The organism is Amycolatopsis sp. NPDC004169 (genome assembly GCF_040610315.1).
In the GTDB taxonomy this organism is placed as follows: domain Bacteria; phylum Actinomycetota; class Actinomycetes; order Mycobacteriales; family Pseudonocardiaceae; genus Amycolatopsis.
Genome location: NZ_JBEXMD010000019.1, coordinates 93356 through 119490, shown reverse-complemented (window position 1 = coordinate 119490; position 26135 = coordinate 93356). Strand labels below are relative to the sequence as shown.

21 protein-coding genes are annotated in these 26135 nt (G+C 72.9%); 11 read left to right on the top strand and 10 right to left on the bottom strand.

The window, feature by feature from the left end:
• The first annotated feature begins 179 nt into the window (after positions 1 to 179).
• The 5 genes from ABZX11_RS25275 (at position 180) to ABZX11_RS25255 (ending at position 6273) form a co-directional block, all read left to right on the top strand.
• Complete coding sequence (locus ABZX11_RS25275) at positions 180 to 1694, top strand: alpha/beta hydrolase (protein ID WP_176178225.1); 1515 nt, start codon at positions 180 to 182, stop codon at positions 1692 to 1694.
• Between the two features lie 305 nt (positions 1695 to 1999).
• Entirely contained in the window at positions 2000 to 2581 is a 582-nt protein-coding gene (locus ABZX11_RS25270) for a GNAT family N-acetyltransferase (protein ID WP_354917052.1), read from the top strand.
• Positions 2578 to 3492, top strand: a complete 915-nt coding sequence (locus tag ABZX11_RS25265) for a class I SAM-dependent methyltransferase (protein WP_354917049.1) — start codon at positions 2578 to 2580, stop codon at positions 3490 to 3492. The genes ABZX11_RS25270 and ABZX11_RS25265 overlap by 4 nt, the downstream gene beginning before the upstream one ends.
• Before the next feature lie 108 nt (positions 3493 to 3600).
• Positions 3601 to 4278, top strand: coding sequence for a hypothetical protein (locus ABZX11_RS25260; RefSeq protein ID WP_354917047.1), 678 nt, complete (start codon positions 3601 to 3603; stop codon positions 4276 to 4278).
• A gap of 414 nt (positions 4279 to 4692) precedes the next feature.
• Positions 4693 to 6273: a DNA polymerase Y family protein gene (locus tag ABZX11_RS25255; protein ID WP_354917044.1), complete on the top strand. Its 1581-nt coding sequence runs from the start codon at positions 4693 to 4695 to the stop codon at positions 6271 to 6273.
• 291 nt (positions 6274 to 6564) lie between these two features.
• Here ABZX11_RS25255 and ABZX11_RS25250 read toward each other — a convergent pair whose 3' ends face one another.
• Positions 6565 to 9429, bottom strand: coding sequence for a BTAD domain-containing putative transcriptional regulator (locus ABZX11_RS25250; RefSeq protein WP_354917041.1), 2865 nt, complete (start codon positions 9427 to 9429; stop codon positions 6565 to 6567).
• 242 nt (positions 9430 to 9671) lie between these two features.
• Between ABZX11_RS25250 and ABZX11_RS25245 the strand changes: the two genes are divergently transcribed.
• Complete coding sequence (locus ABZX11_RS25245; protein WP_354917038.1) at positions 9672 to 9896, top strand: hypothetical protein; 225 nt, start codon at positions 9672 to 9674, stop codon at positions 9894 to 9896.
• On the opposite strand, the gene ABZX11_RS25240 is transcribed toward ABZX11_RS25245, so the two are convergent.
• Positions 9886 to 11901, bottom strand: a complete 2016-nt coding sequence (locus ABZX11_RS25240) for a hypothetical protein (protein WP_354917035.1) — start codon at positions 11899 to 11901, stop codon at positions 9886 to 9888. The two genes, ABZX11_RS25245 and ABZX11_RS25240, sit on opposite strands and share 11 nt — an antisense overlap.
• Positions 11902 to 12300: 399 nt before the next feature.
• Here ABZX11_RS25240 and ABZX11_RS25235 point away from each other — a divergent pair, with 399 nt between their 5' ends.
• Positions 12301 to 15627: an error-prone DNA polymerase gene (locus ABZX11_RS25235; RefSeq protein WP_354917032.1), complete on the top strand. Its 3327-nt coding sequence runs from the start codon at positions 12301 to 12303 to the stop codon at positions 15625 to 15627.
• A gap of 40 nt (positions 15628 to 15667) precedes the next feature.
• Here ABZX11_RS25235 and ABZX11_RS25230 read toward each other — a convergent pair whose 3' ends face one another.
• The 4 genes from ABZX11_RS25230 to ABZX11_RS25215 form a co-directional block, all read right to left on the bottom strand.
• Positions 15668 to 16498: an SDR family NAD(P)-dependent oxidoreductase gene (locus ABZX11_RS25230; RefSeq protein ID WP_354917029.1), complete on the bottom strand. Its 831-nt coding sequence runs from the start codon at positions 16496 to 16498 to the stop codon at positions 15668 to 15670.
• Positions 16499 to 16537: 39 nt separating this feature from the next.
• Positions 16538 to 16900 carry a nuclear transport factor 2 family protein gene (locus ABZX11_RS25225; protein ID WP_176175484.1) on the bottom strand — a complete coding sequence of 121 codons (363 nt, stop codon included), beginning with the start codon at positions 16898 to 16900 and terminating at the stop codon, positions 16538 to 16540.
• 210 nt (positions 16901 to 17110) lie between these two features.
• Positions 17111 to 17461 carry a hypothetical protein gene (locus ABZX11_RS25220; protein WP_354917026.1) on the bottom strand — a complete coding sequence of 117 codons (351 nt, stop codon included), beginning with the start codon at positions 17459 to 17461 and terminating at the stop codon, positions 17111 to 17113.
• Positions 17462 to 17474: 13 nt separating this feature from the next.
• On the bottom strand, positions 17475 to 17975 hold the full coding sequence (locus ABZX11_RS25215) for a helix-turn-helix domain-containing protein (RefSeq protein WP_354917023.1): 501 nt from the start codon (positions 17973 to 17975) through the stop codon (positions 17475 to 17477).
• 153 nt (positions 17976 to 18128) lie between these two features.
• Here ABZX11_RS25215 and ABZX11_RS25210 point away from each other — a divergent pair, with 153 nt between their 5' ends.
• Both ABZX11_RS25210 and ABZX11_RS25205 read left to right on the top strand, forming a co-directional pair.
• A complete protein-coding gene (locus ABZX11_RS25210) occupies positions 18129 to 20162 on the top strand; it encodes a cellulose binding domain-containing protein (RefSeq protein ID WP_354917020.1) in 2034 nt (677 codons plus the stop codon).
• Positions 20163 to 20295: 133 nt separating this feature from the next.
• Positions 20296 to 20712 carry a MarR family transcriptional regulator gene (locus ABZX11_RS25205; protein ID WP_176175487.1) on the top strand — a complete coding sequence of 139 codons (417 nt, stop codon included), beginning with the start codon at positions 20296 to 20298 and terminating at the stop codon, positions 20710 to 20712.
• 306 nt (positions 20713 to 21018) lie between these two features.
• Here the strand turns inward: ABZX11_RS25205 and ABZX11_RS25200 are convergent, their stop codons facing one another.
• Positions 21019 to 21873, bottom strand: coding sequence for an LLM class flavin-dependent oxidoreductase (locus ABZX11_RS25200; RefSeq protein WP_176175488.1), 855 nt, complete (start codon positions 21871 to 21873; stop codon positions 21019 to 21021).
• Complete coding sequence (locus ABZX11_RS25195) at positions 21870 to 22892, bottom strand: aldo/keto reductase (protein WP_354917016.1); 1023 nt, start codon at positions 22890 to 22892, stop codon at positions 21870 to 21872. Before ABZX11_RS25195 ends, ABZX11_RS25200 begins: the two co-directional genes overlap by 4 nt.
• Before the next feature lie 85 nt (positions 22893 to 22977).
• Here ABZX11_RS25195 and ABZX11_RS25190 point away from each other — a divergent pair, with 85 nt between their 5' ends.
• Together ABZX11_RS25190 and ABZX11_RS25185 are read left to right on the top strand one after the other, a co-directional pair.
• Positions 22978 to 23547 (top strand): TetR/AcrR family transcriptional regulator, encoded by a 570-nt coding sequence (locus ABZX11_RS25190; RefSeq protein ID WP_176175490.1) that lies wholly within the window; start codon positions 22978 to 22980, stop codon positions 23545 to 23547.
• Positions 23544 to 23978, top strand: a complete 435-nt coding sequence (locus ABZX11_RS25185; RefSeq protein WP_176175491.1) for a pyridoxamine 5'-phosphate oxidase family protein — start codon at positions 23544 to 23546, stop codon at positions 23976 to 23978. The genes ABZX11_RS25190 and ABZX11_RS25185 overlap by 4 nt, the downstream gene beginning before the upstream one ends.
• 3 nt (positions 23979 to 23981) lie before the next feature.
• Here ABZX11_RS25185 and glmS read toward each other — a convergent pair whose 3' ends face one another.
• The gene (gene glmS, locus ABZX11_RS25180; RefSeq protein WP_354917012.1) at positions 23982 to 25805 is read right to left on the bottom strand and encodes a glutamine--fructose-6-phosphate transaminase (isomerizing); all 1824 of its coding nucleotides are present in this window, start codon (positions 25803 to 25805) and stop codon (positions 23982 to 23984) included.
• A gap of 14 nt (positions 25806 to 25819) precedes the next feature.
• Entirely contained in the window at positions 25820 to 26092 is a 273-nt protein-coding gene (locus ABZX11_RS25175) for a hypothetical protein (RefSeq protein WP_086842019.1), read from the bottom strand.
• Positions 26093 to 26135: the final 43 nt, after the last annotated feature.

The following is a 26135-nucleotide window of genomic DNA, read 5'->3' as shown; positions in this document are numbered from 1 at the left end:
TGTCATTCCGGGGCTCCGCCCCGGGCCGGGGGCTCCGCCACCCGGAACCCCCGAAAAGCCGCAGTGATCTTTTTCGGCGGCCGGAGCCAACCTCGCCACCCACTCGGCCGTCTGTGGTGGTGATCGTTTCCCTTCTTCGAGAGGAACTTTTCGTGCGTCGTTTTTCTGGGGGAGCCGTCGTGCGCGGCGTGGTCGTCGCGCTCGGTGTCTCGATGGCCGTCGTGGCGGGACCGGCGGTCGCGTCGGCTTCGGTGGACAGCGTTCCGACGCCGCAGCTGAGCTGGGCCGACTGCGCCGACGGGTTCCAGTGCGCCAAGGCATCCGTGCCGCTGGACTACGACCGGCCGTCGGGTGCGAAGATCGACCTCGCGCTCATCAAGCTGCCCGCGACCGACCCGAAGCACCGGATCGGCTCGCTGTTCGTCAACTTCGGCGGCCCCGGCGCGTCCGGCCTGCAGCGGCTGCGCGAGCGCGGCAAGTGGCCGTGGCTGTTCTCCGACGAGCTGCGCGCGCGGTTCGACCTGGTCTCGTGGGACCCGCGGGGGATCGCCAACAGCACGGCGGTCCGCTGCTTCGACACCCTGGCCGAGCAGCAGGCGTTCTTCGGGTCGTTCCCCGAGATGCCGGGCGATGCCAGTGGCAACGCGGCCTTCTACGCCAAGTCGAAGGAGCTCGCCGACCGCTGCTCGGCGAAGGCGGGCCCGATCCTCGAGCACGTCTCGACGGCCAACACCGCGCGTGACCTGGAACTGCTGCGCCGCGCGGTCGGCGACCCGAAGCTGAACTACCACGGCATTTCCTACGGGACACAGCTCGGGGCGACCTACGCGAACCTGTTCCCGAACCGGATCCGGGCGATGGTGTTCGACGGCACCATGGACTTCGCAGGCAACTCGACCGGGCAGAACGGCAACGGCAAGAGCGTCCCGCTGGACACCCGCCAGGACGTCGCGACCGGGATCGCGCAGACCTTCGAGCAGTTCCTGCGGCTGTGCACGGAAGCGGGGCCGAAGTGCGCGTTCTCTTCGGGTGACCCGAAGGCGAAGTGGGCCGCGCTGACCGCCCGCGCGAAGCAGGCCCCGATCGTCAGCGACGGCGAAACGTGGACGTATTCGGGCATCATCAACGCGGCGGCGGACCTGTCCGACTCGCGCGGCTGGGCGGACATCGCCACGCTGCTGCAGCGTCTTTACGACGCGCCGGCCACGCCGTCCCTGCGTTCGGCGGCAGTCAAGGGGGAGCAGTACGTTTCGAACCGGACCGAAGCGTTCAACGCCATCCAGTGCTCCGACAGCGACGTGCCCACCGACCCGGCGGTCTACAGCCGGTACGCGGAGTCGGAGGACCAGCGCGTGCCGTACTTCGGGCGGATCGCGGTGCTGGACATGATGAGCTGCGCGTTCTGGCAGGCGAAGGACACCGACCGCTACACCGGGCCGTGGAACCGCCCGACGTCGGCGGAGATCCTCGTGCTGAACAACCGCTACGACCCGTCGACCCCGCTCCACGGCGCCCGCGACGGCGCGGCGGAACTGGCGCGGGCGCGCGTGTTCGTGACCGAGGGCTACGGGCACTCGTCGATGTACGTGCCGAGCACGTGCACGGAGAAGGTCAAGCGGGAGTACCTGATCTCGGGGACCTTCCCGGCGGCGGGCCAGACCTGCACGATCGACGCCAGCCCGTTCGCGGGCTGAATTCCTGGCGGCGGGCCGCGCCGGAGCCGGTGCGGCCCGCCTTCGCTGAAAGACCTGCGGACGGGCCGAGCGTCGCGATGATGTTGCGGGCCGGCGGTTCCCTGCCGGTAGGAGTGCGGTCGTGGGGTCGGCGCGCGCCCGGAACCGGCGGCGAGGCGAGGTCGGGCGCGGCGTCGTCGTCGCCAGGGTGTTGAAGTGGGCGCCGTGGCGCTCCGGCTCGCGCCCGGCCCGGCGGGCCGCACCGGAGCCGGTGCGGCCCGCCGCCACGAAGGCGTTCCGCAGCGCGGTCGGGCAGAATCGCGGAAATGGCGCACACTGTCCGGCCGCTCGACGCTTCGACGTGGGCGGCGTTCGCGGAACTCGTCGAGCGCAACAACGGCATCTTCGGCGGCTGCTGGTGCCTGGGCTTCCACCCGGAACGCGGCCGGCGCGGGCCGGAGCGCCGCACGATCAAGGAAGAGCGCGTCCGGACCGGTGGGGCGCACGCCGCGCTCGTGTTCGACGGGGATGGCCTCGTGCAGGGGTGGTGCCAGTACGGCAGCCCCGAAGAGCTGCCCGGCATCAAGCACCGGCGGGCCTACGACAAGGACTCGCCGCCGCGGCCGGACTGGCGGATCACCTGCGTCTTCGTCGACAAGAAGCACCGCGGCCACGGTGTCGCCCGCGCGGCGCTCGCCGGCGCGCTCGACCTGATCGCGCAGGCCGGCGGCGGGCTCGTCGAAGCCGTCTCCGAAGTGACCGACGGCCGGGCCGCGCCGGGCCGGTTCCTGTTCACCGGCACCGTGGAACTGTTCGAAGACTTCGGGTTCGCCCGCGGGCGGCAGCTCGGCACGCACGCGTGGATCGTGAGCCGGCTGCTCGGCTCGGAACGAGGGGGGAACGCATGACTTCCCGGCAGGACGGCGACACGTGGGACCTCGCGTCCAGTGTTGGCGCGACCGCGACGATGGCCGCGGCGGCGCGGGCGATGGCGGGCCGCTCGGATCCCGCGCGCATCGACGACCGCTTCGCCGAGCCGCTCGTCCGGGCCGTCGGCGTCGACCTGCTCACCCGGCTGGCGAGCGGCGAAGCGGCGCCCGGCGAGCTCGTCGAGCAGGTGTGGATCGACGTGGCCAAGGTGCGGACCCGGTTCTACGACGGGTTCTTCCGCGAGTCGGCGCTCCGGCAGGCCGTGATCCTGGGCGCGGGACTGGACTCCCGAGCGTACCGGCTGCCGTGGCCGGCCGGGGCCGTCGTGTACGAGCTCGACCGGCCGGAGGTGCTCGAGTTCAAGACCCGCACCCTGGCCGGGCTGGGCGCCGAGCCGGCCGCCGACCGGCGGGTGGTGGCGGCCGACCTGCGGGAGGACTGGCCCGCCGCGCTGGCCGGCGCCGGCTTCGACCCGCGGCAGCCGACCGCGTGGAGCGCCGAGGGCCTGCTGGGCTACCTGCCGCCGGACGCGCAGGACCGGTTGCTCGACACGATCACCGGGCTCAGCGCGCCGGGCAGCAGGCTGGCCACCGAGAGCCGGCCCACCCCGCGGCCGGGCGACGAGGAGAGGACGAAGGCGGGCCTGGACCGGATCTCCGGGCGCTGGCGCGAGGAGAGCTTCGACACCGACATGGCGAAGCTGCGCTATTTCGGTGAACGCCACGAAGCGGAGCCCTACCTGGCCGGTCGGGGCTGGGTGCTGACCGGGAACACCGTCCGCGAGCTGCTCGCCGCCCACGGGCTCGCGTCACTGGGCGACGACGACCTGCGCACGGGCGACGTGCGGTACGTCAGTGGCGTTCTCCCCCGGATGTGGCGCCCGGCTTGACAGCGGGCCGCCGCGTCTCGCACTATGCGAACAAGTGTTCGATAAGTGTTCTGGGTTCGCCTGGTAGGCGTCTCCGGTACGAGTACGTGGTGCTGGAGGTGAGCGGCGGTGGCGGTGCCGGAGGCGCTTTCGGCCATCCCCGGGGTCCGCACGGCGGCGCAGCTGCGGGCGCCGGAAGACGGGCAGCTGCTGACGGTGCTGCCCGAGCTGGCCGGCCTGCTCCCCGGCGGCGGGTTGCGGCGCGGCAGCACGATCGCGGTGCGCGGAGCGACGTCGCTGGTGCTGGCCCTTGTGGCGGCGGCGACCCGTGAGGGGTCCTGGGCCGCGGTGACCGGCCTGCCGGAGCTCGGCCTGGCGGCCGCGGCGGAACTCGGTGTCGACCTGGAGCGCGTCGCGCTGGTGCCGGAGCCGGGCGCGGAGCTGGTGGCGGTGCTGTCGGCCCTGGTGGACGGCTTCGACCTGGTGGTCCTCGGCCCGGTGCCGGTGCCCTCGCAGACGGCCCGCAGGCTGGCGGGGCGGGTCCGCAACCGCGGAACGGTCCTGCTGACGGCGGGCCCGTGGCCGGGGGCGGACCTGGAGCTGAGCGTGTCACGCCGCCGCTGGCACGGCCTGACCCAGGACGGCCACGGTCACCTGCAGGCCCGCGACGTGCTGGCGACGAGCCGAGGCCGCGGCGCGGCGGCGCGGCCGTCGGCGGTGGGGTTGCAGCTGCCCGGTCCGGAGGGGGCGGTCGCGGGAGGCCGGAGCAGCGGGCAGGGACGACGGCTGGCCGGGGTGGCCGGGTGAGTTCGGCGGCGTGGCTGGGGTTCCGGGCCGGCCGGGGCCGGGGATGAGTGCGGATTTCGGCCGGACGCTCGGCCGCCGCTGGAAAATCACGCGTGCTTGGGAGGGCATCACGTGTGATTGGAGGGGCGACACGCGTGTCTGGGAGGGCATCGGGGTGATGCCCCGGCAATCACACGTGATGCCTCTCTGGACACGGGTGATGCCCCAGGGCGCACGGGTGATGCCTGTTGGCGCACGCGAAGCAGCCCTCGCTGCGGGCGGCGATCGGCTGGGGCGCGAGTGGGGCGGAGCGCTCGCCGGTCGGGTGGGGGATGAGTGCGATGGGGGTCGGCCGGGGTGGGTCGCGCCGGTGGGCGTCTCCCCGCGCGTTGCGGCCGCGTCGCTTTCGCCTCGGCGGCGGGAGCCGTCCGCCGGATGAGTGATGCGCCACGGTTGCTCGTGCTGTGGTGCCCGGACTGGCCCGTCGTCGCCGCCGGGGCCGCCGCCGGGACTTCGCCCGGCTCGCCCGCCGCCGTTTTCTCCGGGAACCGCGTCGTTGCCTGCTCCGCCTCCGCGCGGCAGCAGGGCGTCGGACGGGGGATGCGGCGGCGGGACGCCCAGTCTCGGTGTCCGGCCCTCGTCGTGCACCAGCACGATCCCGATCGCGATGCCCGGCTGTTCGAACCCGTGGCCGCCGCGGTGGAAGCGCAGGCCGTCGGGGTCGAGGTCGTGCGGCCCGGGCTGGTTGCCGTGCCCGTCGACGGTGCCGCCGGGTACTTCGGCGGGGAGGCCGCCCTCGCCGAGCTGCTCATCGACGAGGTCGCCGCGCGGGCCGGGGTCGAATGCCAGGTCGGGGTGGCCGACGGGCTGTTCGCCGCCACGCTCGCCGCCCGCCGGTCGGCGCTCGTCCCGCGGGGGCGGGCGGCGGAGTTCCTCGCGCCGCTCTCGATCACCGAGCTGAACCAGCCCGGCGACGACCGCGGTGAGCTCGTCGACCTGCTCAAACGGCTCGGGCTGCGCACGCTCGGCGCGTTCGCCGCCCTCGCCGAGCGCGACGTCGCCGGCCGCTTCCCGAGCGACGCCATCGTCGCCCACCGGCTCGCCCGCGGCCGGTCCGAACGTCCGCCGCTGCGCCGGGCGCTGCCGCCGGATCTCGCCGTCACCGAAACCTTCGACGAGCCCCTCAAGCGGGTCGACGAAGCCGCCTTCGTCGCGAAGACGCTCGGCGAACGCTTCTTCGCCGGTCTCGCGAACCACGGCCTCGCCTGTACCCGCCTGGCCATCGTCGCCATCACCGAAGCCGGCGAAGAACGCGTACGCGTCTGGCGGTGCGCCGAGCCGCTCACCGCCCGCTCGACGGCAGACCGCGTGCGCTGGCAGTGCGAAGGCTGGCTGACCACCCGCGACCGGCCCACCGCCGGCATCGTGCGGCTGCGCCTCGACCCCGAGGAGGTCGTCGGCGGCCAGGCCCTGCAGCTGCAGCTCGGCTCGGTGGGCCGCGACGCCGACGCCGCCGAACGCGCCGGCCGCGCGCTGGTCCGCATCCAGGGCCTGCTGGGCCCGGACGCGGTGGTCACCCCGCTGCTGGACGGCGGCCGCGGCCCGGCCGAGCGCGTCCGGCTGGTCCCGTGGGGCGAGCCGCGCCGTCCGCTCGCCGCGGACCGCCCGTGGCCGGGGCGGCTGCCCGCGCCCTCGCCGACGGTCGTCCCGCCGCGTCCGGTGCCGGCCGAGGTGCTCGACGCGGTCGGTGACGTCGTCCGCTGCACCGCGCGCGGCGAGCTCGGCTACCCGCCGTCGACGGTCGCGGTCGACGGGGGACCGCCGCGCCGGGTCATCGGCTCGGCCGGGCCCTGGGTGGTGCACCCGGCCCTGCCCGGCCGCCGCGGCGAGCGCCCCCTCGCCCGGATCCAGGTGGTCCTGGAAGGCGACACCGCCCCGGACGGCGACATCGCCCTGCTGCTGAGGGCCACGGTCGGCGAGGATCCGCGGTGGATCGTGGAGGGTTGCTACGACTAGCAGCGGGACGGCGCCCGTCGGCGCGGGTCGGTGGCGATCCACAGTGGACTATGGCGAGCTGATACGGCAACAGTGCGCCGGGGCGGGCGGGACCGCAGCCTCGGCGTGGATCGTGGAGGGCTGCTACGACTAGCAACGGGCCGAGCGGAACCGCACCCTCGGCGCGGTCGCTGGCGATCCACAGTGGACCGCTGCGAGTTGCCGGCGCCCGCCGGGCCGCACCACACGTCTCGGCACCGTCCGCGGGGTCGCGAACCGGAGAGAAATGCCGCAGTCCGCCGAACCCGCCCCTCAGCCCACCGCGACCAACATGGCCTCGACCTTCTCCGCCCGCTCAGGCAGCCCGACCGCCCGCCACAGCTCCACCGCCAGACCCAGGTGGTGCCGCGCCGCCGCCGTCTCGCCCAGTTCGTGCTCCAGCTCGCCCAGCCGCTGCCAGCACGCCGCCTCGTTGCTCCGGTCACCGTTGGCCCGGAACACGTGGGCCGCTCGCTGGAGGGCCGAATCGGCCCGAGGGCCGTCGCCCAGCTCGGCGTAGATCGCGCCCAACCTCTGGTCCGTGTACGCGCCGCAGCGCTCGTCGCTGATCTCGCTGAAGATCGTCAGTGCTTCGGTGAGGTCGTGCAGCGCGGCCGCCGTCTCGCCGGTGTCGAGGTGGTAGCGGCTGAGCGTGCGGAGGATCACCGCCTGCCGGTGGCGGTCGCCGAGGCTGCGGGCGATGCGCAGGCCCTCCTCGATCCACGGGCCGGCGTCGCCGGCGCCCTGGTCGAAGCCGATGATGCCGATCGCCGTGCGGAGCTGGGCCTCCGCCTGGCGGTGGCCGGCCGCCACCACGTGCTCCAGCGCCTCCTTGTCGGTCGCCAGTGCCTCGTCGAGCTCGCCGCGGACGCGGTGCACCGTGCCCAGGCTCGCCAGCGCCAGGCCTTCGCCGCGCCGGTCGCCGATCGCCCGGTACAGCTGCACGCACCGGTGCAGGTCCTCGCGGGCCTCGGCCATTTCGTCGAGGTAGATGTGCACCTGGCCGAGCCCCTGCAGCAGCGCCGCTTCGCCGTGGGTGTCGCCGGCCGCGGTGACGGCCTCCAGCGCGACCTGGTGGCTGCGGTTCCAGTCCTGGTAGAGGCTGCGGTGGTCGTAGTACGGCACCGCGGCGACCGCCAGCTCCCAGGCCAGGCCGGCCATCCCCCACTCGGCGGCGAGCCCGATCGCCCGCAGCAACGTCCCGCGCTCGGCGTCGAACCAGGCGATGGGGTCGACGACCGTGTAGTCCGGGACCCAGCGCGGCGAGCGGCCCGGCGTCGGCCGGAACAGGCTGGGGTAGCACAGGTCGCGGGCCTGCTCGGCGAGGGCGAGCCAGGCGGCGAGGACCCGTTCCACCGCCGCCCGGCGGTCCTCGGCCGGGTAGTGCTCCTGCGCGCCTTCCGCCGCGTACGCGCGCAGCAGGTCGTGCAGCCGGTACCGCGGCTGGCCCGCGCGATCGGTCGTCACCAGGCGCACCAGGCAGGCGTCGACCAGCGCGTCCAGCACCTCGTCGCCCGCCGGGGCGCCCAGCAGCGGGCCGATCACCCACGCGGGGAGCGTTTCCGCGCCCAGCAGGCCCAGCAGCCGGAACGCCCGGACGGCCTCCTCGGGCAGCAGCCGCAGGCTCAGGTCGAAGTTGGCCCGCACGTCGAGGTCGCCGACCCGCAGCTCGCGCAGCCGCTTCGACTCGTCCTCCAGCCGTTCGCGCAGCACCTGCAGGGTCCACGCCCGCCGGTTCGCGAGCTTCGCCCCGGTGATCCGCAGCGCCAGCGGCAGGCGGCCGCACAGCCGGACGATCGCGTCGGCCTGCTCCGGTTCCCGTTCGACGCGCTCGGCCCCGGCGATCCGGGCGAGGAGGTCGCGGGCGTCTTCGTGGGACAGCACGTCCAGCTCGAGGTGCTCGGCCCCGGCCAGGTCCGCCAGCCGGTGCCTGCTGGTGACCACCACCGCGCAGCCGCCGGACGGCGGCAGCAGCGGCCGCACCTGCTGGGCACCGGCGGCGTCGTCGAGCAGCACCAGCATGCGGCGATCGGCCAGCCGCGACCGGTACAGGGCCGCGCGTTCGTGCAGGCCGGGCGGCATGACCGCGTCCGTGACGCCGAGCGCGCGCAGCAACTCGGCCAGCATCATCGCGGGGTCGCGCGGCACGGCGGAGGTGCCGGCCAGGTCGAGGTAGAGCTGGCCGTCGGGGAACGCGTCACGGGCTTCGTGCAGCGCGCGCACGGCGAGCGCCGACTTCCCGGTCCCCGGCGCGCCGGCGACGACCACCACCCCGCGCCGCTGCAGCAGGTCCAGCAGCTCGACCAGGGGCCCGGCGCGGCCGGTGAAGTCCGGGATGTCCGCGGGCAGCTGGGCGACCGGCCGCTGCTCCCGGGTCGCGGTGACCAGGTCGAGCGCGGGGTCCGCGCGCAGGATCTGCGCGTGCACGCGACGCAGGCCGGGCCCGGGGTCGGCGCCGAGCTCCTCGGCCAGCAGGCGCTGCATGTCGTGGAACACCGCGAGCGCGTCACCCTGGCGGCCGCTGCGGTAGAGCGCGAGCATCAGCAGCTCCCGCGCGCGTTCGCGGTACGGGTGCTCGTCGGCCAGCCGGGACAGCTCGGCGACGGCCGGCGCGTGCTCCCCGCGCAGGAGGTCGAGCTCGGCGAGGTCCTCCAGCGCACCCAGGCGGTACTCCTCCAGCCGGGCACGTTCGGTGACGGCCGCGGGGGTGTCGATGCCGCTGAAGGCGGGCCCGCGCCACAGCGTCATCGCCTCGGCGAGGTGCTGCCGGGCGGCCGCCAGGTCGCCGTCGCCGCGGGTCTCGCGCGCCTGGGCGAGCCGGGCGGCGAACCGGTCGCTGTCGAGCTGGCCGGGCGCCACCCGCAGCAGGTACCCGGTGCCCACCGTCTGCAGCGCGCCGTCGTCGAGCTCCAGCGATCGCCGCACGTCACCGACGTACTTCTGGACGAGGTTGACCGCACTGCGCGGCGGCTGCGCACCCCAGGCGGCCTGGATGATCTGCTCCCGGTCCACCCGCCGGTTCGCGTGCAGCAGCAGCACGCCGAGCACCCGGAGGCACTTGCCCGGCCCCACCTCGACCGGGGCCGCACCGTGCCAGGCGGTGATCGGTCCGAGCACGCCGAAGCGAACATCACGCATGGAAACGCCCCCTCCCCGTCCGCGAGGGTACCTCCGACCGGCCACGTTCCGTAAGACTGCAGTGCGGCTGCAGTGAACGCTGCCAGGCTCCGGGCGCCGGCTCGGCCACGGTCCGGCGTGAGGGGGAGTCACGATGGGAACCAGCACGAAGGCGCGCCGGGGTCCGGGCCACGAGGCGAAAGGGGGCGTTGCCACGCGGTCCCGGTCCGCGTGCCGCAGCCTGCCCTGATGCCGGCGGTGCCGTGAAGCCCCCGCGCCGGATCGCGGCCGTGCTCGCCGTCGTGCTGCTGAGCGCGGCGGAGGTGGCGACGACCGCGCCGCCCGCCGCCGCGGTGACGACGTCGTACGCCCCGGTGCCCGAGGTCGTCACCACCGTCCGGTGGACGTCCGTCGTCGTGGTCGACGCCCACTTCCACCGCCGGCTGCGGATGGTCCGGCTGACCCGGGCGTTTTTCCTCAGCCCGTGATGCCGCCCCCGGACGGCGGCGGTGGGTGGTGGCCGCCGAAGGGGGTCAGCCAGGGCAGCTGCCCGAACGAGGGCGCCGTGGTGAACGCGGTGGCCGGGACGGTGACCTCGACCTCGTACTCGTCCATGGCCACGCTGTCCCTCGCGACCGGCGCCGGTTCTTCGGCCCGTTCCGCGCCGAGGTGCACGCGTTTGGCGTCCGGAGTGCCTTCGAGCCGCTCGGCCGCGGGCCGTTTCCTGGTCAGCGTGAGCTGCAACGGCGCGCTGAACCGCGGCACGTCCCGGCGGTTGCGCAGCACGGCCACCGGCCGGTTGCCCCGGTGCAGCGTCACCCAGCCCTGCACCGGCTCCAGGAGGTCGAACAACCGGTTCAGCTCGCCGGCGCGCAACGGGACGAACGCGGCGAACCGGGGCAGCGGCATGCGGACGGAGAACTGCGACGGCATGCCGGTACCCGGTGCCAGTGCCGAATGGCCGGACAGCCCGGGCGGCAACGGCGCCCGGCCCGGCAGCAGCAGCCGATCCGGCAGCCCGGTGCCCGGCATCAGGCGCGGCGGGCCGAGGGCGATGAGCTGGTTCATGCCGGGGTGGCGGCCGCGCAGCCCGGCTTCCCGGCGCCAGTCCTGGCCCCGCTGCTGCCCGAGCAGTTTGTCCACGACCCGGCCGGTCAGCGGGCTGAACTCCACCCGCAGCGGCTCGTCCTCCGGGATGGAGCCCAGTTCGCTGTGCCGGTCGGTGCAGACCTCGATCACGATCCGCTCGGCCAGCACCAGGTCCCTGGCCTCGGCGGTGAACCGGGCCCGGATCCGGCCGTGGTTGCCCACGTGCCACTTCTGGAGCCGGCTTTCGTAGGGGATCATCTGCGAGTTGGCCGAGAAGGTGCCCGCCAGCAGGTTGCCGGAGTCGGTCCCGCCGCCGATCTGGGCGCCGCGGATGTGCAGCCATTCCCAGTTGTCGGCGTTCACGGGCACCGGCCCGCCGTTGGCGGCCCGGTGGGCGTTGTGGAACGCGGCCGCGCCGTAGGCGCTCCACTTCTTCATCGCCTCGTCCTGGCTGCCCTCCCGGCCACCGGCCAGGTCCCCGACCCAGCCGGTGCTCACCGGCGCGGCGCGGATCGAGTCGTACGAGCTGTTGAGCCGCCGGATCTCGGCCGGGTCGGTCAAGTTGTGGAAGGTCTGGCTGTACTGCATGCCGTTGACCCGGGGCTTCCGCCCGCCGCGCGGCCGGGCCACCACCGTGGACACGTAGAGGTAGCCGTTTCCCTGGGCGAACTGCGCGCCGGCGTCCTGGGCGGCCAGCTTCGGGCTGGTCAGGTCCTGGGTGGGCGCCGCCGTGACGCTGCTGTAGTCGCCCAGATCGGCGTCGTCGATGCCGAAGCCGCGCTTCAGGACGTCGTTCTTGTCCGTGTAGCTGTTGTCGAAGTACAGGGTGCCTTCCGCGTGGGGCAGGCGGGAACCGCCGCCCTCCCGGCGCAGGACCGGGCCTTGCGCGGTGCCCAATTCGATGAGCCCCCTGATGATGCCGATCCCTCCCGGAACCCAGGGGACGACCACCGCGAGCGGACGGCCGGCGGTGTTCTGCTCCTGCCAGACGGTCCCGACCTGCAGCCGGAAGTTCCGGTGGTGGTCGTGCGAGGGCCTGATGATCCAGTCGGTGTGGAACGTCTTGCCGGCGCAGAACGCCTGGAAGCCGGCCAGCTTGGCGTAGTCCATGAAGACACCCAGGTTGCTCGTCCCGCCGACGTTGCCGACGAACGCGAGATCCTGGGGTACCACCTTGTCCCGGTAGACGTAGTCTTCCGGGTCCTCCAGCCACGGCCGCCGCTGCACGACCACGTCCGGCTGCGGGTTTGCCGGTCGGGGCGGTTTCGGCGCGAGCAGGCCGGTGACGGCCCGGTTGCCTGCCGCACGTTGCAGCGCGAGCAGTCCCGGTGCCGTCTTGGCCGCGCGGCGGGCGGGACTCGGTGGCGGGGCCGGTTCGCCGGCCGTCTTCAGGTACTCCGGCAAGGAGGGCCTCCTCCGCTCGCAGCCTGACCACTGAGCGTACGCCGGGTGATTCCGGTGCGTAATGTCCACACGGGCAGTCATCGTTGCCCCCGGTGATCCAGCCGAGCGTGTCAGCCCCGGGCCGGGTCGGCGATCTTGAACAGCGCGCGGAAGGCGTGGGTTTTGAGCGCTGCGCACGTGATGCCCTCGTGGATCGGTCGGCGGAGGGCACTCTGCCAGAGTCCACTTTGGACTTCTCGCCTGGTGGCGCACACCGGGGGTGATCGATCTCTTGTGACCGAGCCCGCTCCACAGTTGACACCGGAGGCGCGCCCGGCGCAGGATCGGACCACGGCATTCGCCCGTGTGTTCGAACAGTGATCGCTGGCTTCCCCACAGCGAACGGAGTGGGAGCCGGCCTTGGCGTTCAACAACCCGCGCGTTCCGTGGTCCGAAGTGGAGCGGATCGCGTCCGGGCGCCCGCCCGTGCCCGGGGACGGCAACGACGCCCCCGCCTGGTCGCGCAAGCGGGAGGGCTACGCCGGGGCGCCCGCGGACCTGCGGCACCGGCGCGGCCGGGACGACGGCGGGGACCGGATCCGGGCGCCCTACGCCGAGCTGCACGTCCACTCCAACTTCAGCTTCCTCGACGGCGCGAGCCACCCCGAGACCCTCGTCGAGGAGGCCGCGCGGCTCGAGCTGGACGCGCTCGTCCTCACCGACCACGACGGCATGTACGGCGCCGTGCGGTTCAACGACGCCGCGCGGGAGCTCGGCGTGCGGGTCGGCTTCGGGGCCGAGCTCTCGCTCGGGCTGCCCGCGCCGCAGGCCGGGGTGCCCGATCCGGCGGGCTCGCACCTGCTCGTGCTCGCCCGCCGGCAGACCGGCTACCACCGGCTGTGCCGCGTCATCTCCCGGGCCCAGCTCGCCGGCGGGCGGAAGGGGCGGCCCGTCTACGACTTCGACGAGCTGGCCGACGAGCTGGCCGGGCACGTCGTCGTGCTCACCGGCTGCCGCAAGGGCGCCGTCCGGCAGGCGCTCGCGCAGCACGGCCCGGCCGCCGCCCGCGCCGAGCTCGCCCGGCTCGTGGACCGGTTCGGGCGGTCGCACGTCGCCGTCGAGCTGATCGACCACCGGCTGCCGCGGGACGACGCCGCCAACGACCTCCTCGACGGGCTGGCCAAGGAATTCCGGCTGCCGACGGTGGTGTCCAACAACGTGCACTACGCCCGCCCGGAAGACGCCGTCGTGGCGGACATGGTCGCCGCGGTCCGGGCCCGGCGCTCGGCCGAGGAGCTCGAAGGGTGGCGGCCGCCGTCGGGGCAGGCGTTCCTGCGGTCGGGGATGGAGCAGCGGCGCCGCTTCGAGCGCCGGTACCCCGGCGCGGTGGGCCGGGCCGCCGTCCTGGGCGTCGAAGTGGCGTTCGACCTGCAGCTCGTGGCGCCGGACCTGCCGCCGTTCCCGGTCCCGGCCGGGCACGACGAGATGTCGTTCCTGACCGAGCTGACCTGGCGGGGCGCGCGGAAGCGCTACGGCACGCGCGAAGAGAACCCGAAGGCCTACGCCCAGCTCGACCACGAACTCGCCGTCATCGACAAGCTCGGCTTCCCGGGCTACTTCCTCGTGGTCTGGGACATCGTCCGGTTCTGCCGCGAGGCGAACATCCTCTGCCAGGGCCGCGGCTCGGCCGCGAACTCCGCGGTCTGCTACGCGCTGGAGATCTGCCACGCCGACCCGGTGCGGTGGAACCTGCTGTTCGAGCGCTTCCTCGCGCCGGAGCGGGACGGGCCGCCGGACATCGACGTCGACATCGAGTCCGGCCGCCGCGAGGAGGCCATCCAGTACGTCTACGAAAAGCACGGCCGGTTCCACGCCGCGCAGGTCGCCAACGTCATCACCTACCGCGCGCCCTCGGCGATCCGCGACGCCGCGAAGGCGCTCGGCCACAGCCCCGGGCAGCAGGACGCCTACGGCAAGCTGGTGGACCGCTGGGGCGGGGTGGCCGCGACCCGGCAGCAGGCCGCCGGGGCGATCCCGGACGACGTCCTCGACCTGGCCGCGCGGGTCGAGGACTTCCCGCGCCACCTCGGCATCCACTCCGGGGGCATGGTGATCTCCAAGCAGCCGGTGTCCGAAGTGGTCCCGGTCGAGTGGGCGACCATGGCCGACCGGTCGATCCTGCAGTGGGACAAGGACGACTGCGCCACCGTCGGGCTGGTCAAGTTCGACCTGCTCGGCCTCGGCATGCTTTCGGCGCTGCACCACATGATCGACCTCGTCGCCGAACACCACGGCGCAGGAGTGGACATCGGCGACCTCGATCTGGCCGACCCCGCGGTCTACGACATGCTCTGCGAAGCCGACGCCGTCGGGGTGTTCCAGGTGGAATCGCGCGCCCAGCTGGCCACGCTGCCGCGGCTGCGGCCGCGGAAGTTCTACGACCTCGTCGTCGAAGTCGCGCTGATCCGGCCCGGCCCGATCCAGGGCGGCTCGGTGCACCCCTACATCCGCCGCCGCCGCGGCGACGAGGAGTGGCAGCACGCGCACCCGCTGCTGGCCGGGTCACTGGACCGCACCCTCGGCGTGCCGCTGTTCCAGGAGCAGGTGATGCAGATGGCGGTCGACGTCGCGAGCTTCACCCCGGCCGAAGCCGACCAGCTGCGCCGCGCCATGGGCGCCAAGCGGTCCAGCGCCAAGATGAAGGCCCTGATGGCGCGGTTCTTCCGCGGCTGCGAAGCCAACGGCCTCGACCGCGAGCTGGCCACCCGGATCTTCGAGCAGATCCACGCCTTCTCCGGCTACGGCTTCCCCGAAGCGCACTCGATGTCCTTCGCGCTGCTGGTGTACGCGTCGGCGTGGTTCAAGCGCTACTACCCGGCGGCGTTCTGCGCCGGGCTGCTGCGCGCCCAGCCGATGGGCTTCTACAGCCCGCAGTCGCTGGTCGCGGACGCCCGCCGGCACGGCGTCCACGTCCGCGAACCCGACATCAACACCAGCCTCGCCGGCGCCACCCTCGAACCGGACGACGGCAGCACCGGCGGCGTCGCGCTGCGGCTCGGCCTCGCCGCCGTCCGCCACCTCGGTGAAGATGTTGCCTCCCAGGTGGTCGCCGAGCGCGAGGCGCACGGCCCGTACACGAGCATCGGCGACCTGACCCGCCGGGTGCAGCTGAAGAAGAACGCCGTGGAGGCACTGGCCACGGCCGGCGCCTTCAGCGGGTTCGGCGGCGACCGCCGCCAGGACCTGTGGGCCGCCGGAGCCGCCGCGACGACCCGGCCCGGCCACCTGCCCGGCCTGGCCCCCGGCCTCGACGCCCCGGCCCTGCCCGGGATGACGCGGCTGGAGGTGACGGCCGCCGACCTGTGGGCCACCAGCGTCTCCCCGGACAGTCACCCGGTGGAGTACCTGCGCGAGCTGCTGGCGCAGCGCGGGGCGATCACCGTCGCCGAGCTCATGCGAGCCGAGGACGGCGCCCGGGTGTGGGTCGGCGGCGCGGTCACCCACCGGCAGCGCCCGGCGACCGCGGGTGGGATCACCTTCCTCAACCTCGAAGACGAGACCGGTATGGCCAACGTCGTCGTCTCGCAGGGGCTGTGGCACCGGCAGCGCCTGGTCGCCCGCACCAGTGCGGCGCTGCTGGTCCGCGGGCGGGTGCAAGCCGCGGAAGGGGTCGTCACGCTCGTCGCCGATCGCCTGGAAACCCTGGAACTCTCGTTGCGGACCGGGCCTTCGCGCGACTTCCGGTGACCGGTCAGCGCTGCGCGAGTACGGCCCCTGGACATCACAACTAGAAGTCCGTGCTGCGTGAAAGCTTCTCGTTGGCCCGCAGCTCCACGAGGGCGTTCTCGTGCATCGCGGTGACGACGTCGTAGCCGGCGTTGCCGAGCACGATCCGGCGCGGCGGAACGGGTGCGTTCATCGCGCTGATCACGGCCCGCACTCCCCGCACGGGATCGCCCTCTTGCTTGCCGTTGTGGGCCACGAACGCCGCCTTGACGCTCTCGATCATCGGCACGTAAGCGTCGACGACCTCGTTCACGGGCTGGTCCTGGAAGCCGGCGAAGGCCTTGGTGCGGGTGGCTCCCGGCTCCACGGCGAGCACCCGCACCCCGAACGGCTCGACCTCGAGCCGCAGCGTCTCCGACAGTCCTTCGACCGCGAACTTCGCCGCCGAGTAGTAGCCGAACCCCTGCGCGGTGACGAGGCCCGCCACCGACGACATGTTCACGATCCAGCCGTCGCCGCGGGCCCGCATACCCGGCAGGACCGCACGCACGACGTCGACCACGGCGAACAGGTTGAGGTCGAACGTGCGGCGGATCGTCTCGTCGGGGGCCCCTTCGATCGAGCCGAACCAGCCGCGGCCCGCGTTGTTGACGAGCACGTCGATTCCGCCGAACCGCTCCTCCGCCGCCTTGACCGCCGCACGCACCTGCTGGGCATCGGTGACGTCGAGCTCGAGGACCAGCACGCGGTCGCCGTAGGGCTCAGCCCATTCCCGCAGCTCAGCAGGCCGACGGGCGGTCACCGCGACTCGATCGCCCTGGTCCAGTGCGGCCTCGGCGTAGACCAGGCCGAACCCTCCGGGCGTCCCACCGGTGATGAACCAAGTCTTCATGATCTTTTCTCCATTCAAGATCGACGTGCGCGGGTTCGGTCAGGCCGCGTGGTTGGCGATGACGATTTCGGCGATGCGGTCGTCCCGGAGCGTGAACCGGTAGTCGAGTTCGGCGATGCCGCCGGGGAAGGTGCCTTCGAGCCGCACGGTCACGACCCAGTGGTTGTCGTCGGCGCGGTGGGCGCCGAGCTGTTCGGTCGTGTACTCGAACTCGGACCCGGCGTCCCGCAGGAACGCGTGGACGTCCTCTCGGCCGCGGAAGGTCTCGTCCTGGTCGATGATCACCGCGTCCTCGGTGAGGAACGACGAGGCGGTGTCGGCGTCGCGGACGACGTGGGCGGCGAAGAACTCGCGCACGGTGGCCGGGAGCAGATCGGAGGGGAGATCGGTGTGCTGTGTCATGAGCCCACCGTGTGGGCTCGCGACGCGGGAGGGTCAAGCCCTGGACTCTCCCCCGGGGGGAGAGTCCCGCGGGCGGCTGGCTGCCGTCGCGGTCGGCGGGGCCGCTGCGGCCGGCACGAGCCGGGATTCCGCCTCGGCCGGGGGTGCGGTCACGACGGCCGGCGCCAGCGCGATCGGGGTGGGGTGGGGTGGGGGAGCTCGATTTCCGTTTCAGCGCAGGGCGTTCTCGACCAGCGCGACGGTCGTGCGCGGGTCGTCGACTTGGAGGACCAGGCGGGAGTAGCGCTCGTCGGCGAGTTCGATCACGACGGCCTTCGACGCGTCACGGACGTCCCAGAAGATCTTTTCCCCGTCCTGGTGGAAGGTGCCCGCCGTGATCACGCCGGGCAGGTGGGCACCCGGCGCCCGGAATCCCTTGGGGTCGGCGGCGATGCCGGGGTCCGCGGTCGCGCCGCGGACGTTGGCCAGCGGAATGGTGAGGCTGCTCTTGAAGGCCCAGAGCTTGTCGAGACCTTCCATCACGACGACGAGGTCCTCGCCGTCGATGCGGACCAGTGCCATGTCGGTTTCCCTTTCAGCCGAGCGGATCGAGGTGCCGGGCCAGTTCGGCGCCGACACCGTCGGGGTTGCCGCGCAGGCGGATGCCCAGCGCGGCGGCGGTGATGGCGGCGGCCAGTTCGGGGGGAACGCCGAGCGCGTCGGCGATCGCCTGGTCGAGGGCGGCGAGCGCGGTGGCCACCTCGGCGGCCACCTCCTCGTCGGCCGGTGCCCGTTCGACCGCCGCGAGCAGCAGCAGGCCGAGGTCGGCCGCCGTGACCAGCTGCAGCGCGGCGGCGGCGTCCGGTGCCGCCGAGAGCGCATCGGCCACTGGCCGGACGTCGTCGGCGACGTGGCGGCGCAGCGCGATCAGGTAGAGACCGCGCTTGCTGCCGAACGTTTTGTAGAGGCTGTTGCGGTGCACGCCGAGGTGGGTGACCAGGTCGTCGACCGACACCCCGTCGTACGCGCGGCCGCCGAACAGCTCCACGGCGGCGTGCATCACCTCGTCTTCGTCGAACGCCCTTCGCCTGCCCATGCCACGACCGTAGCCTTTTGAGGAACGATCAGTCAAGAACGATCGTTCCTCAAAATTCGAAGGCTTCCGTTGACTTCCCCGACACGCGGTGGTTCTCTCCTGAGAGCGCTCCCAGTCATCCGTTCGTGCCCGACGAAGTGAGGATGGACCTTCATGACAGCTCGACGTCTGCGCTGGGCAGCGTGGCCGGTGATCGCCGTGCTCGCGGCGGCGATCCCGGCGGCCGGGACCGCCGGGGCGGCGACCGCGCCCACGGCGACGGTCACCGTCAACGCCCGAGCCGGGCTGGCGACCGTGCCGGACACCGGGATCGGCATCAACCACGCGGTCTGGGACAGCCAGCTGGGAACCGACGAGGTGGCTGACCTGTTCGGCGCCGCCGGCGTCCGCACCATGCGGTACCCCGGCGGGTCCTACGGCGACATCTACCACTGGAAGGACAACACCGCGCCGGGTGGGTACGTGGCGCCGAACACCGATTTCGACACGTTCATGGGCGGCGTCCGGAGAGCCGGTGCCCAGCCGATCATCATCGCCAACTACGGCACCGGCACGCCGGGGGAAGCCGCGGACTGGGTGCGGTACGCCAACGTCACCAAGGGGTACGGCGTCAAGTACTGGGAAATCGGCAACGAGCTCTACGGCAACGGGCACTACGGGGCGAACTGGGAAGCCGACGACCACGCGGACAAGAGCCCGGCCGCCTACGCCAACGGGGTCGTCGCCTACGCCGACGCGATGAAGGCCGTCGACCCGGGCGTGCAGATCGGCGCCGTGCTGACCACCCCGGCGAACTGGCCGGACGCCATCGTCGGCTCCGGGGACACCGCGAGCTGGAACCAGACCGTGCTCTCGATCGCGGGCCCGCACATCGACTTCGTCATCCTGCACTGGTACCCCACCGGTGCGACGGCGGCGGAAGCGCTGGCGAAGCCGGAGCAGATCGACGACATGATCTACCTGACCCGACAGCAGATCGCGCGGTACGCGGGCGCGAACTCCGGCCGCATCGGCATCTCGATGACCGAAACCAACACGCCGGTCGGCGTGAACACCCAGCCCGGCGCCCTGTTCGCCGCCGAAACCTACAGCTCGCTGCTGGCGAACGGCGTGTTCACGATCGACTGGTGGGACACGCACAACGGGCCGACGAAACTGTCCACTGTGGCCGGATACCCGGATTACGGCGACGGCGGCCTCCTCTCCAGCGGCACCTGCCTGGACGGCGGCGTCTGCGAGCCGCCGCTCAACACGCCGTTCGCGCCCTACTACGGCTTGAAGGTGTTGAGCACGTTCGCCCACCCCGGCGACCAGTTCGTCCGTGCGGCCGCGGACGACCCGCTCGTCGGCGCGCACGCCGTCCGCCGGCCGAACGGCGACCTCGACGTGCTGCTGCTCAACAAGGACCCGGACCAGGCCAGGGCCGTGACGCTGAACTACGCGGGCTACACGCCGGCCCCGGGCGCGCCACGGGTGTTCGCCTTCACCAACGGCGCCACGGCGGTCTCGGAAGCGGTGACGGGGACGAGCACTTCCCAGACGCTGCCGCCGTACTCGCTCACCACGGTGGTGCTGCACCCCGCGGCCGGGGCGCCGGCCGGACCGGGGGCGCCGGGGCAGCCGACCGGCACGGCGACCGACCGCACGGCGTCGATCAGCTGGACGGCGGCCGCGCCGGGCGCCCACCCGATCGCGAAGTACGAGGTCTACCGGCAGCTCGGGGCGACGAGTGAGCAGTGGGGCGAGACGACGGGGACGTCGTTCGACGTCGGCAACCTGGTGCCGGGCAGCCGGTACACGGTCAACGTGCTGGCCCGCGACACGGCGGGCAACGTGTCCGCGGCCTCGCCACCGCTGACGTTGACGACGGGCGCACCGGCGGCGAGCAGCTGCACGGTCCGGATGACCGACGTGACCGACTGGGCGAGCGGTTTCGTCGGCGGAATCCACGTGACGGCGACCGGCGTGGTGGGCGACTGGACGCTGACGTTCGACTGGCCGACGGCACGGCAGCGGTTGACGGGTGGCTGGAGCGGGACGTGGGCGCAGAACGGGACGACGGTGACGGTGTCGTCGTCGGCCCCGCCGGCGTCCGGGGTCGATGTGGGGTTCACGGCGGACTACGGCGGGCCGAACATCTTCCCGGCGGCGTTCAGGGTGAACGGCGTCCTCTGCGCGGCGGGCTGAGGTTCACCGGCTTTCCTCCTCATCGGTGTCGGCGGAAGCTGCCGGTGAGGGGGAGAGTGCGCCGAAGAGGCCGTCGCCGGGGTGGCAAACGATCGCACCTGCGGATGATTTGCCGAAGCGTAAAATCCTGCCGGTGAACGAGGACGACGATCTCGCTGCCCTCTGCGCCGGCGCGGGCCGCAGCCTGGCCGAAGCCGAGCGGCCGGTGCTGGACCGCCACGGCCTCTCGATGTGGCAGTACGTCGTGCTGTCGGCACTGGCCGCCGGGGCGGTGCCGAGCCAGCTGGTGCTGGCCCAGCAGATCCGCTACGACAAGACGCGGTTGATCGCGTTGCTGGACGCCCTCGAGGCGGAGGGGCTGGTGGCCCGCGAGCCCGACCCCGCGGACCGCCGAGCCCGCGTGGTCCGGTTGACGCCGGAAGGAACCCGGCGGCACGCGGCGGTCCGGGCGGCGATCCGCGAGGTGGAGGAGCGCAAGCTGGCGGGCCTGCCGCCCGAGACCCGCCGGCTGCTGCGCTCGGCACTGGCCCGGCTGGCGAACCCGGACTGACCGCAGCCCGGCCCGGCTTGTCCAGGGTCGAACCCGCAGCCCCGCTCGGCTTGTCCACGGCTGAGTCCGCCGCCCGTTCCGGCCTGACGAGGGTCGAATTCGCCGCCCGTTCCGGCCTGACGAGGGTCGAATTCGCCGCCCGTTCCGGCCTGACGAGGGTCGAACCCGCCGCCCGACCCGGCCTGACCAGAGCCGACCCTGGACCACAGCCCAACCCGGACTGACCGCAGCCGCCGTCGCCCGGAACTGTCGGTGCCGCAAGGTAAGCTGGCAACCGGGGGCCGGAGGCCACCCCACCCCGCCGCGCTACCGGCGGATCAGCTCCTCCGCCACCCACTCCGCAACCCCCTCCGGGTACGGATTCGCCAACCCGAGCACGAAGTGCCCGAACCCCGCGCCCGCCGCCTCCGCGATCTTCCCCCGCGTCACCGCCGGCCGCTCGTAGTCCACCGGCAGGAAGATCGACCGCGTGATCTCCGCCGGGTCGCGGCCGATCTCCTCGCAGTACTTGTCCAGCAAGCGGCTCCGGCCCGCCAGGTCCTCGATGTCGCCGCCGCCCGGGATGTTCCACACGTTCGCGTGCTCCGCCACCACGCGCAGCGTTGCGCTCGCCCGGCCGCCGATCACGATCGGCGGGTGCGGCCGCTGCACCGGCCAGGGATTCCCGAAAGCTCCCTTCACCGAGACGTGCGCACCCGCGAAGTCGAACGGCTCCGGGGATGTCCACAAGCGACGGATCACCGTGCACGCCTCGGCCAGCGCCGCGACCGCGTCCGCCTGGTCGTGGTAGGGCAGGCCGTGCGCGTCGTACTCCCGGCGGGCCAGCGGGTGGCTGGGCCGGGAGCCCGCGCCGATGCCGAAGTCGAGGCGGCCGCCGGACACGATGTCGACCGTCGTGGCGATCTTCGCCAGCATGGCAGGCGGCCGGAAGCGGTTGCTGGTGACCAGCAAGCCGAGGCGCAGCCGCGACGTCTGCGCCGCCAGCGCCGAAAGCAGGGTCCAGCCCTCGAAGATCGGGCCGCCCGGGTCGCCGGCGATCGGCATCAGGTGGTCGAACAGCCACGCGTGCTCGATCTCCGGCACCGCGTCGGCCTCCCGCCAGACGCGCTGGATCTCGTCGTAACCGACCTGCTGCGGTGCGGTCATGATGCCGAAGCTCATCGGCGCCGCCGCAGGGCCGGGTCGAGCAGGGCGGGCGGGGTGTCGAACTTCTCGTCCGGAGCCAGGTCGACGCCGGGGGCGACGATGCCGTCGATCTCGTCGAGGACGTCGGTCGGCAGCACGACGTCGGCCGCGGCGAGCTGCGAGCGCAGGTGCTCCGTCGTCCGGGGGCCGATCAGCGCACACGTCACGCCGGGGTGCCCGGTGACGAAGCCGAGCGCCAGCTGGATCAGGGTGAGGCCGGCCGCCTCGGCGAGCTTGGCCAGCTTCTCGACGGCGTCGAGCCGCGCCCGGTTGGCCGGGATGTCCAGGTCGAAACGCTGCGGCAGGACCTTCGCGCGGTTGCCGCTGAGCTCCTGGCCCGCGCGTACCGCGCCCGACAGCCAGCCCGAAGCCAGCGGGCTCCAGGCCAGCACGCCCATGCCGTACTCCTCGGTCACCGGCAGCACGTGGGCCTCGATGCCGCGCTGCAGGATCGAGTAGCTGGGCTGCTCGGTGACGTACCGGCCGAGGTGGTGTTCGCGGGCGGCCCACTGCGCCTGCACGATGCGGTACGCCGGGAACGTCGACGACCCGAAGTACCGGATCTTCCCGGCCCGCTGCAGGTCGGTCAGTGCGGAAAGCGCTTCCTCGTCGCTGGTGGCGGGGTCCCAGCGGTGGAGCTGGTAGAGGTCGACGTGGTCGACGTCGAGGCGCCGCAGGCTGTCTTCGAGCGCGCGGACCAGCCACCGGCGCGAGTTGCCGCGGTGGTTGCGCTCTTCGCCCATCGGCATGGTCGCCTTGGTGGCCAGCACGAGGTCGTCGCGGCGGCCGGCGATCGCCTTGCCGACCATCACCTCCGACTCGCCCTGGCCGTACATGTCGGCGGTGTCGATCAGGTTGACGCCGGCTTCGATGGCGGCGTCGACGATGGCGGTGGCCTCGTCCTGCGTCGTGTTCCCGATGGCGCCGAAGTTCATCGCACCGAGCGCGAGGGTGCTGACCTGGACGCCGGTGCGGCCCAGGGTGCGGTACTGCATGGGGGTGCCTCCGTGGCATGATGAGCAAACGGAACGTTGCTCCGCTAACGATACGGAACAATGCTCCGCTTAGCAAGGAGGACCCGTGGACAAGCCCAAGCGCGCGGATGCCCGGCGCAACGAGAAGGCGTTGCTCGACGCGGCGGCCGCCGTCTTCGTCGCCTCCGGCGTCGACGCGCCGGTGCGGGACATCGCGGCGAAGGCCGGTGTCGGGATGGGCACCATCTACCGGCACTTCCCGACCCGGGCGGACCTGATCATCGCCGTCTTCCGGCACCAGGTGGACGCCTGCACCGAGGCGGGCCCGGCGCTGCTGGCCGCGAACGACTCGCCGTACGCCGCGCTCGCGCGGTGGATCGACCTGTTCGTCGACTTCCTGGTCACCAAGCACGGCCTGGCCGGGGTGCTCCAGTCCGACAACGCCGGCTTCGAGTCGCTGCACGCCTACTTCCTCGACCGCCTGGTGCCGGTGTGCGCCGAACTGCTCGACGCGGCGGTCGCGGCAGGCGAGATCCGGGCCGAGGTGCGCCCGCTGGAGCTCATGCGCGGTGTCGGCAACCTCTGCATCGGCGCGGACGCCGACCCCGAGTACGACGCGCGGCGGCTGGCCGGGATCCTCGTCGCGGGCCTGCGGTGCGGGACCATGGACGCATGACGGCGTGGCGGGAGTTCGAAGCGGCGGAACCGGAGTTCGCGGGGCGGGTGCGGGCGTTGTTCGACGCGCACAAGCACAAGACGATCGCGACCCTGCGGGCGGACGGCTCGCCGCGGATCTCGGGCATCGAGACGGTCTTCGAAGACGGCGAGCTGACCTTCGGGTCGATGCCGGACGCGCGCAAGGGCGCGGACCTGCGGCGGGACCCGCGGTTCGCGCTGCACAGCGCGACGGTCGACCCGGTGGAGGGCGCCGAGGCGCAGTGGCCGGGCGAGGCGAAGATCGCCGGGCGGGTGCGCACCGCGGACGGCGAGCGGTTCGTGGTGGACGTCGCCGAGGTCGTGCACACCCACCTGAACGCGGCGGCGACCCTCCTGGTCGTCGAGTGGTGGACGCCCGAAGGCGGCCTGCGCAAGGTCGAGCGCGAGTAGGCCCTACTCCACGGTGACCGACTTGGCCAGGTTGCGCGGCTTGTCGATGTCGTAGCCCAGCGTCAGCGCCGCGTGGTAGGCGAGCAGCTGCAGCGGGATGGTCAGCAGGATCGGGTCGAGCTCCGGCTCGGTCTTGGGCACCACGATCCGCGGGACGTCGAGTTCGCCGAAGTCGACGCTCGCGTGGGTCACCGCCAGTACCGCGCCGCCGCGGGCCTTGATCTGCTGGACCGCGGCCAGGTTGCGCTCGGTCAGCTCGTCCGACGGCACGACCGCGACCGTCGGGAGTGCTTCGTCGATCAGGGCGAGCGGGCCGTGCTTGAGCTCGGACGTCTGGTACGCCTCGGCGTGGCGGTAGGAGATCTCCTTGAACTTCTGCGCGCCCTCGCGGGCCACCGGGTAGCCGCGGACGCGGCCGACGAAGAACAGGCTCTTCGCCGCGGCGACCGTCTTCGCGTGCTCGGCGATCTCCGGCTCGAAGTCCAGAATGGACTTGATCTGGCCCGGCAGCGCCCGCACGGCGTCGATGATCCGCTGACCGTCCGCATTGGACAGGTCGCGCACCCGGCCCAGCGCCAGCGCGATCAGCGCGAACCCGACGGCCATGTTGGTCAGCGCCTTGGTCGAGGCGACCGCGATCTCCGGGCCGGCGTGCAGGTAGACGCCGCCTTCGCAGGCACGGGCGATCGTCGAGCCGACGACGTTGACCAGGCCGACCACCCGGCCGCCCTTGCGCTTGATCTCCTCGACGGCGAAGGCGGTGTCGATCGTTTCGCCGGACTGGCTGACCGCGATGTAGAGCGTGTCGGCCTCGATGATCGGGTTGCGGTAGCGGAACTCCGACGCGGCCTCGGCGTCGGCCGGGATCCGGGCGAGTTCTTCGATCATCGTCGCGCCGATCTGGCCGACGTAGTAGGCGGACCCGCAGCCGAGGATCTTCACCCGCGCGAACCCGCGCAGCTCCCGCGGCGTCAGGTTGAGCCCGTCCAGGCGGGCGACGCCGAACCGGTCGTCCAGCCGGCCGCGGATGATCCGCTCGACGGACTCCGGCTGCTCCTGGATCTCCTTGGCCATGTAGTGCGGGTAGCCGCCCAGGTCGAGGTCCTCGGCGTCGATGTCGATCTCGGTGGCCGGCTTGGTCGTGTCGCTCTCGTCGACGGTGAAGGTGCGGTAGCCGGTGGCGAAGACGGTCGCGAACTCGCCGTCGTCGAGGTGCGCGACCTGCGAGGTGTGCCGCACCAGCGCGGCCAGGTCGCTGGCGACGAACATCTCGCGCTCGCCGACGCCGATGATCAGCGGCGAGCCGTTGCGCGCGATGACCAGCCGGTCCGGGTGCGCGCTGTCGGTGACGGCGATGGCGTAGGTGCCGGTGACCCGCGAGACCGCCTCGACGACGGCGTCTTCGAGGGTTTCGGCGCCCGAACGCGCGATCAGGTGGGCGAGGACCTCGGTGTCGGTCTCGGAGGCGAGGGTGACGCCGGCGTCGGCGAGCTGGGCGCGCAGCGCGTCGGCGTTGTCGATGATGCCGTTGTGGACGACGCAGATCCGGCCGTCCTCGGAGGAGTGCGGGTGCGCGTTGGCCTCCGACGCGGGCCCGTGCGTGGCCCAGCGCGTGTGCCCGATGCCGGCCTTCCCGGCGAGCCGCTTGGGCAGCGCGGCGGCGAGGTTGCGCACCCGGCCGACGACCCGGTGGACCTGCGGCGCGCCTTTCGCGCCGAGGACGGCGATGCCCGCGGAGTCGTACCCGCGGTACTCGAGCCGGGTCAGGCCCTCGATCAGGATGGGGGCGGCGTTCTGGCCGCCGATGTAGCCGACGATCCCGCACATGGGGTGACCTCTTCCTAGCCGTAGACGATGCGGCGCAGCTGCCGCTCGGAGAGAACGGGCGCGGCCACCAGCCGCCCGCGGAGCTCGGCGGCGATCAGGGGGAAGATCTCGGGGTTCTTCCGGCCCTGCGCCTGCAGCTCGGCGTGCCGGCGGCGCACGTAGTCCTCGGTGGGAGTCCGGTAGAAGGCCAGCACGTCGTCGACCACCCGGGCGGCGACCCCGGGCGGCAGCCCGGTGGACGCGGCCACGCGCTCGACGATGTCGGTGTCCTCCACGCGGGCCATCATGCCTTGCCCAGTCGCGAACCCCAAATTCTTGCCCGAAATCGGG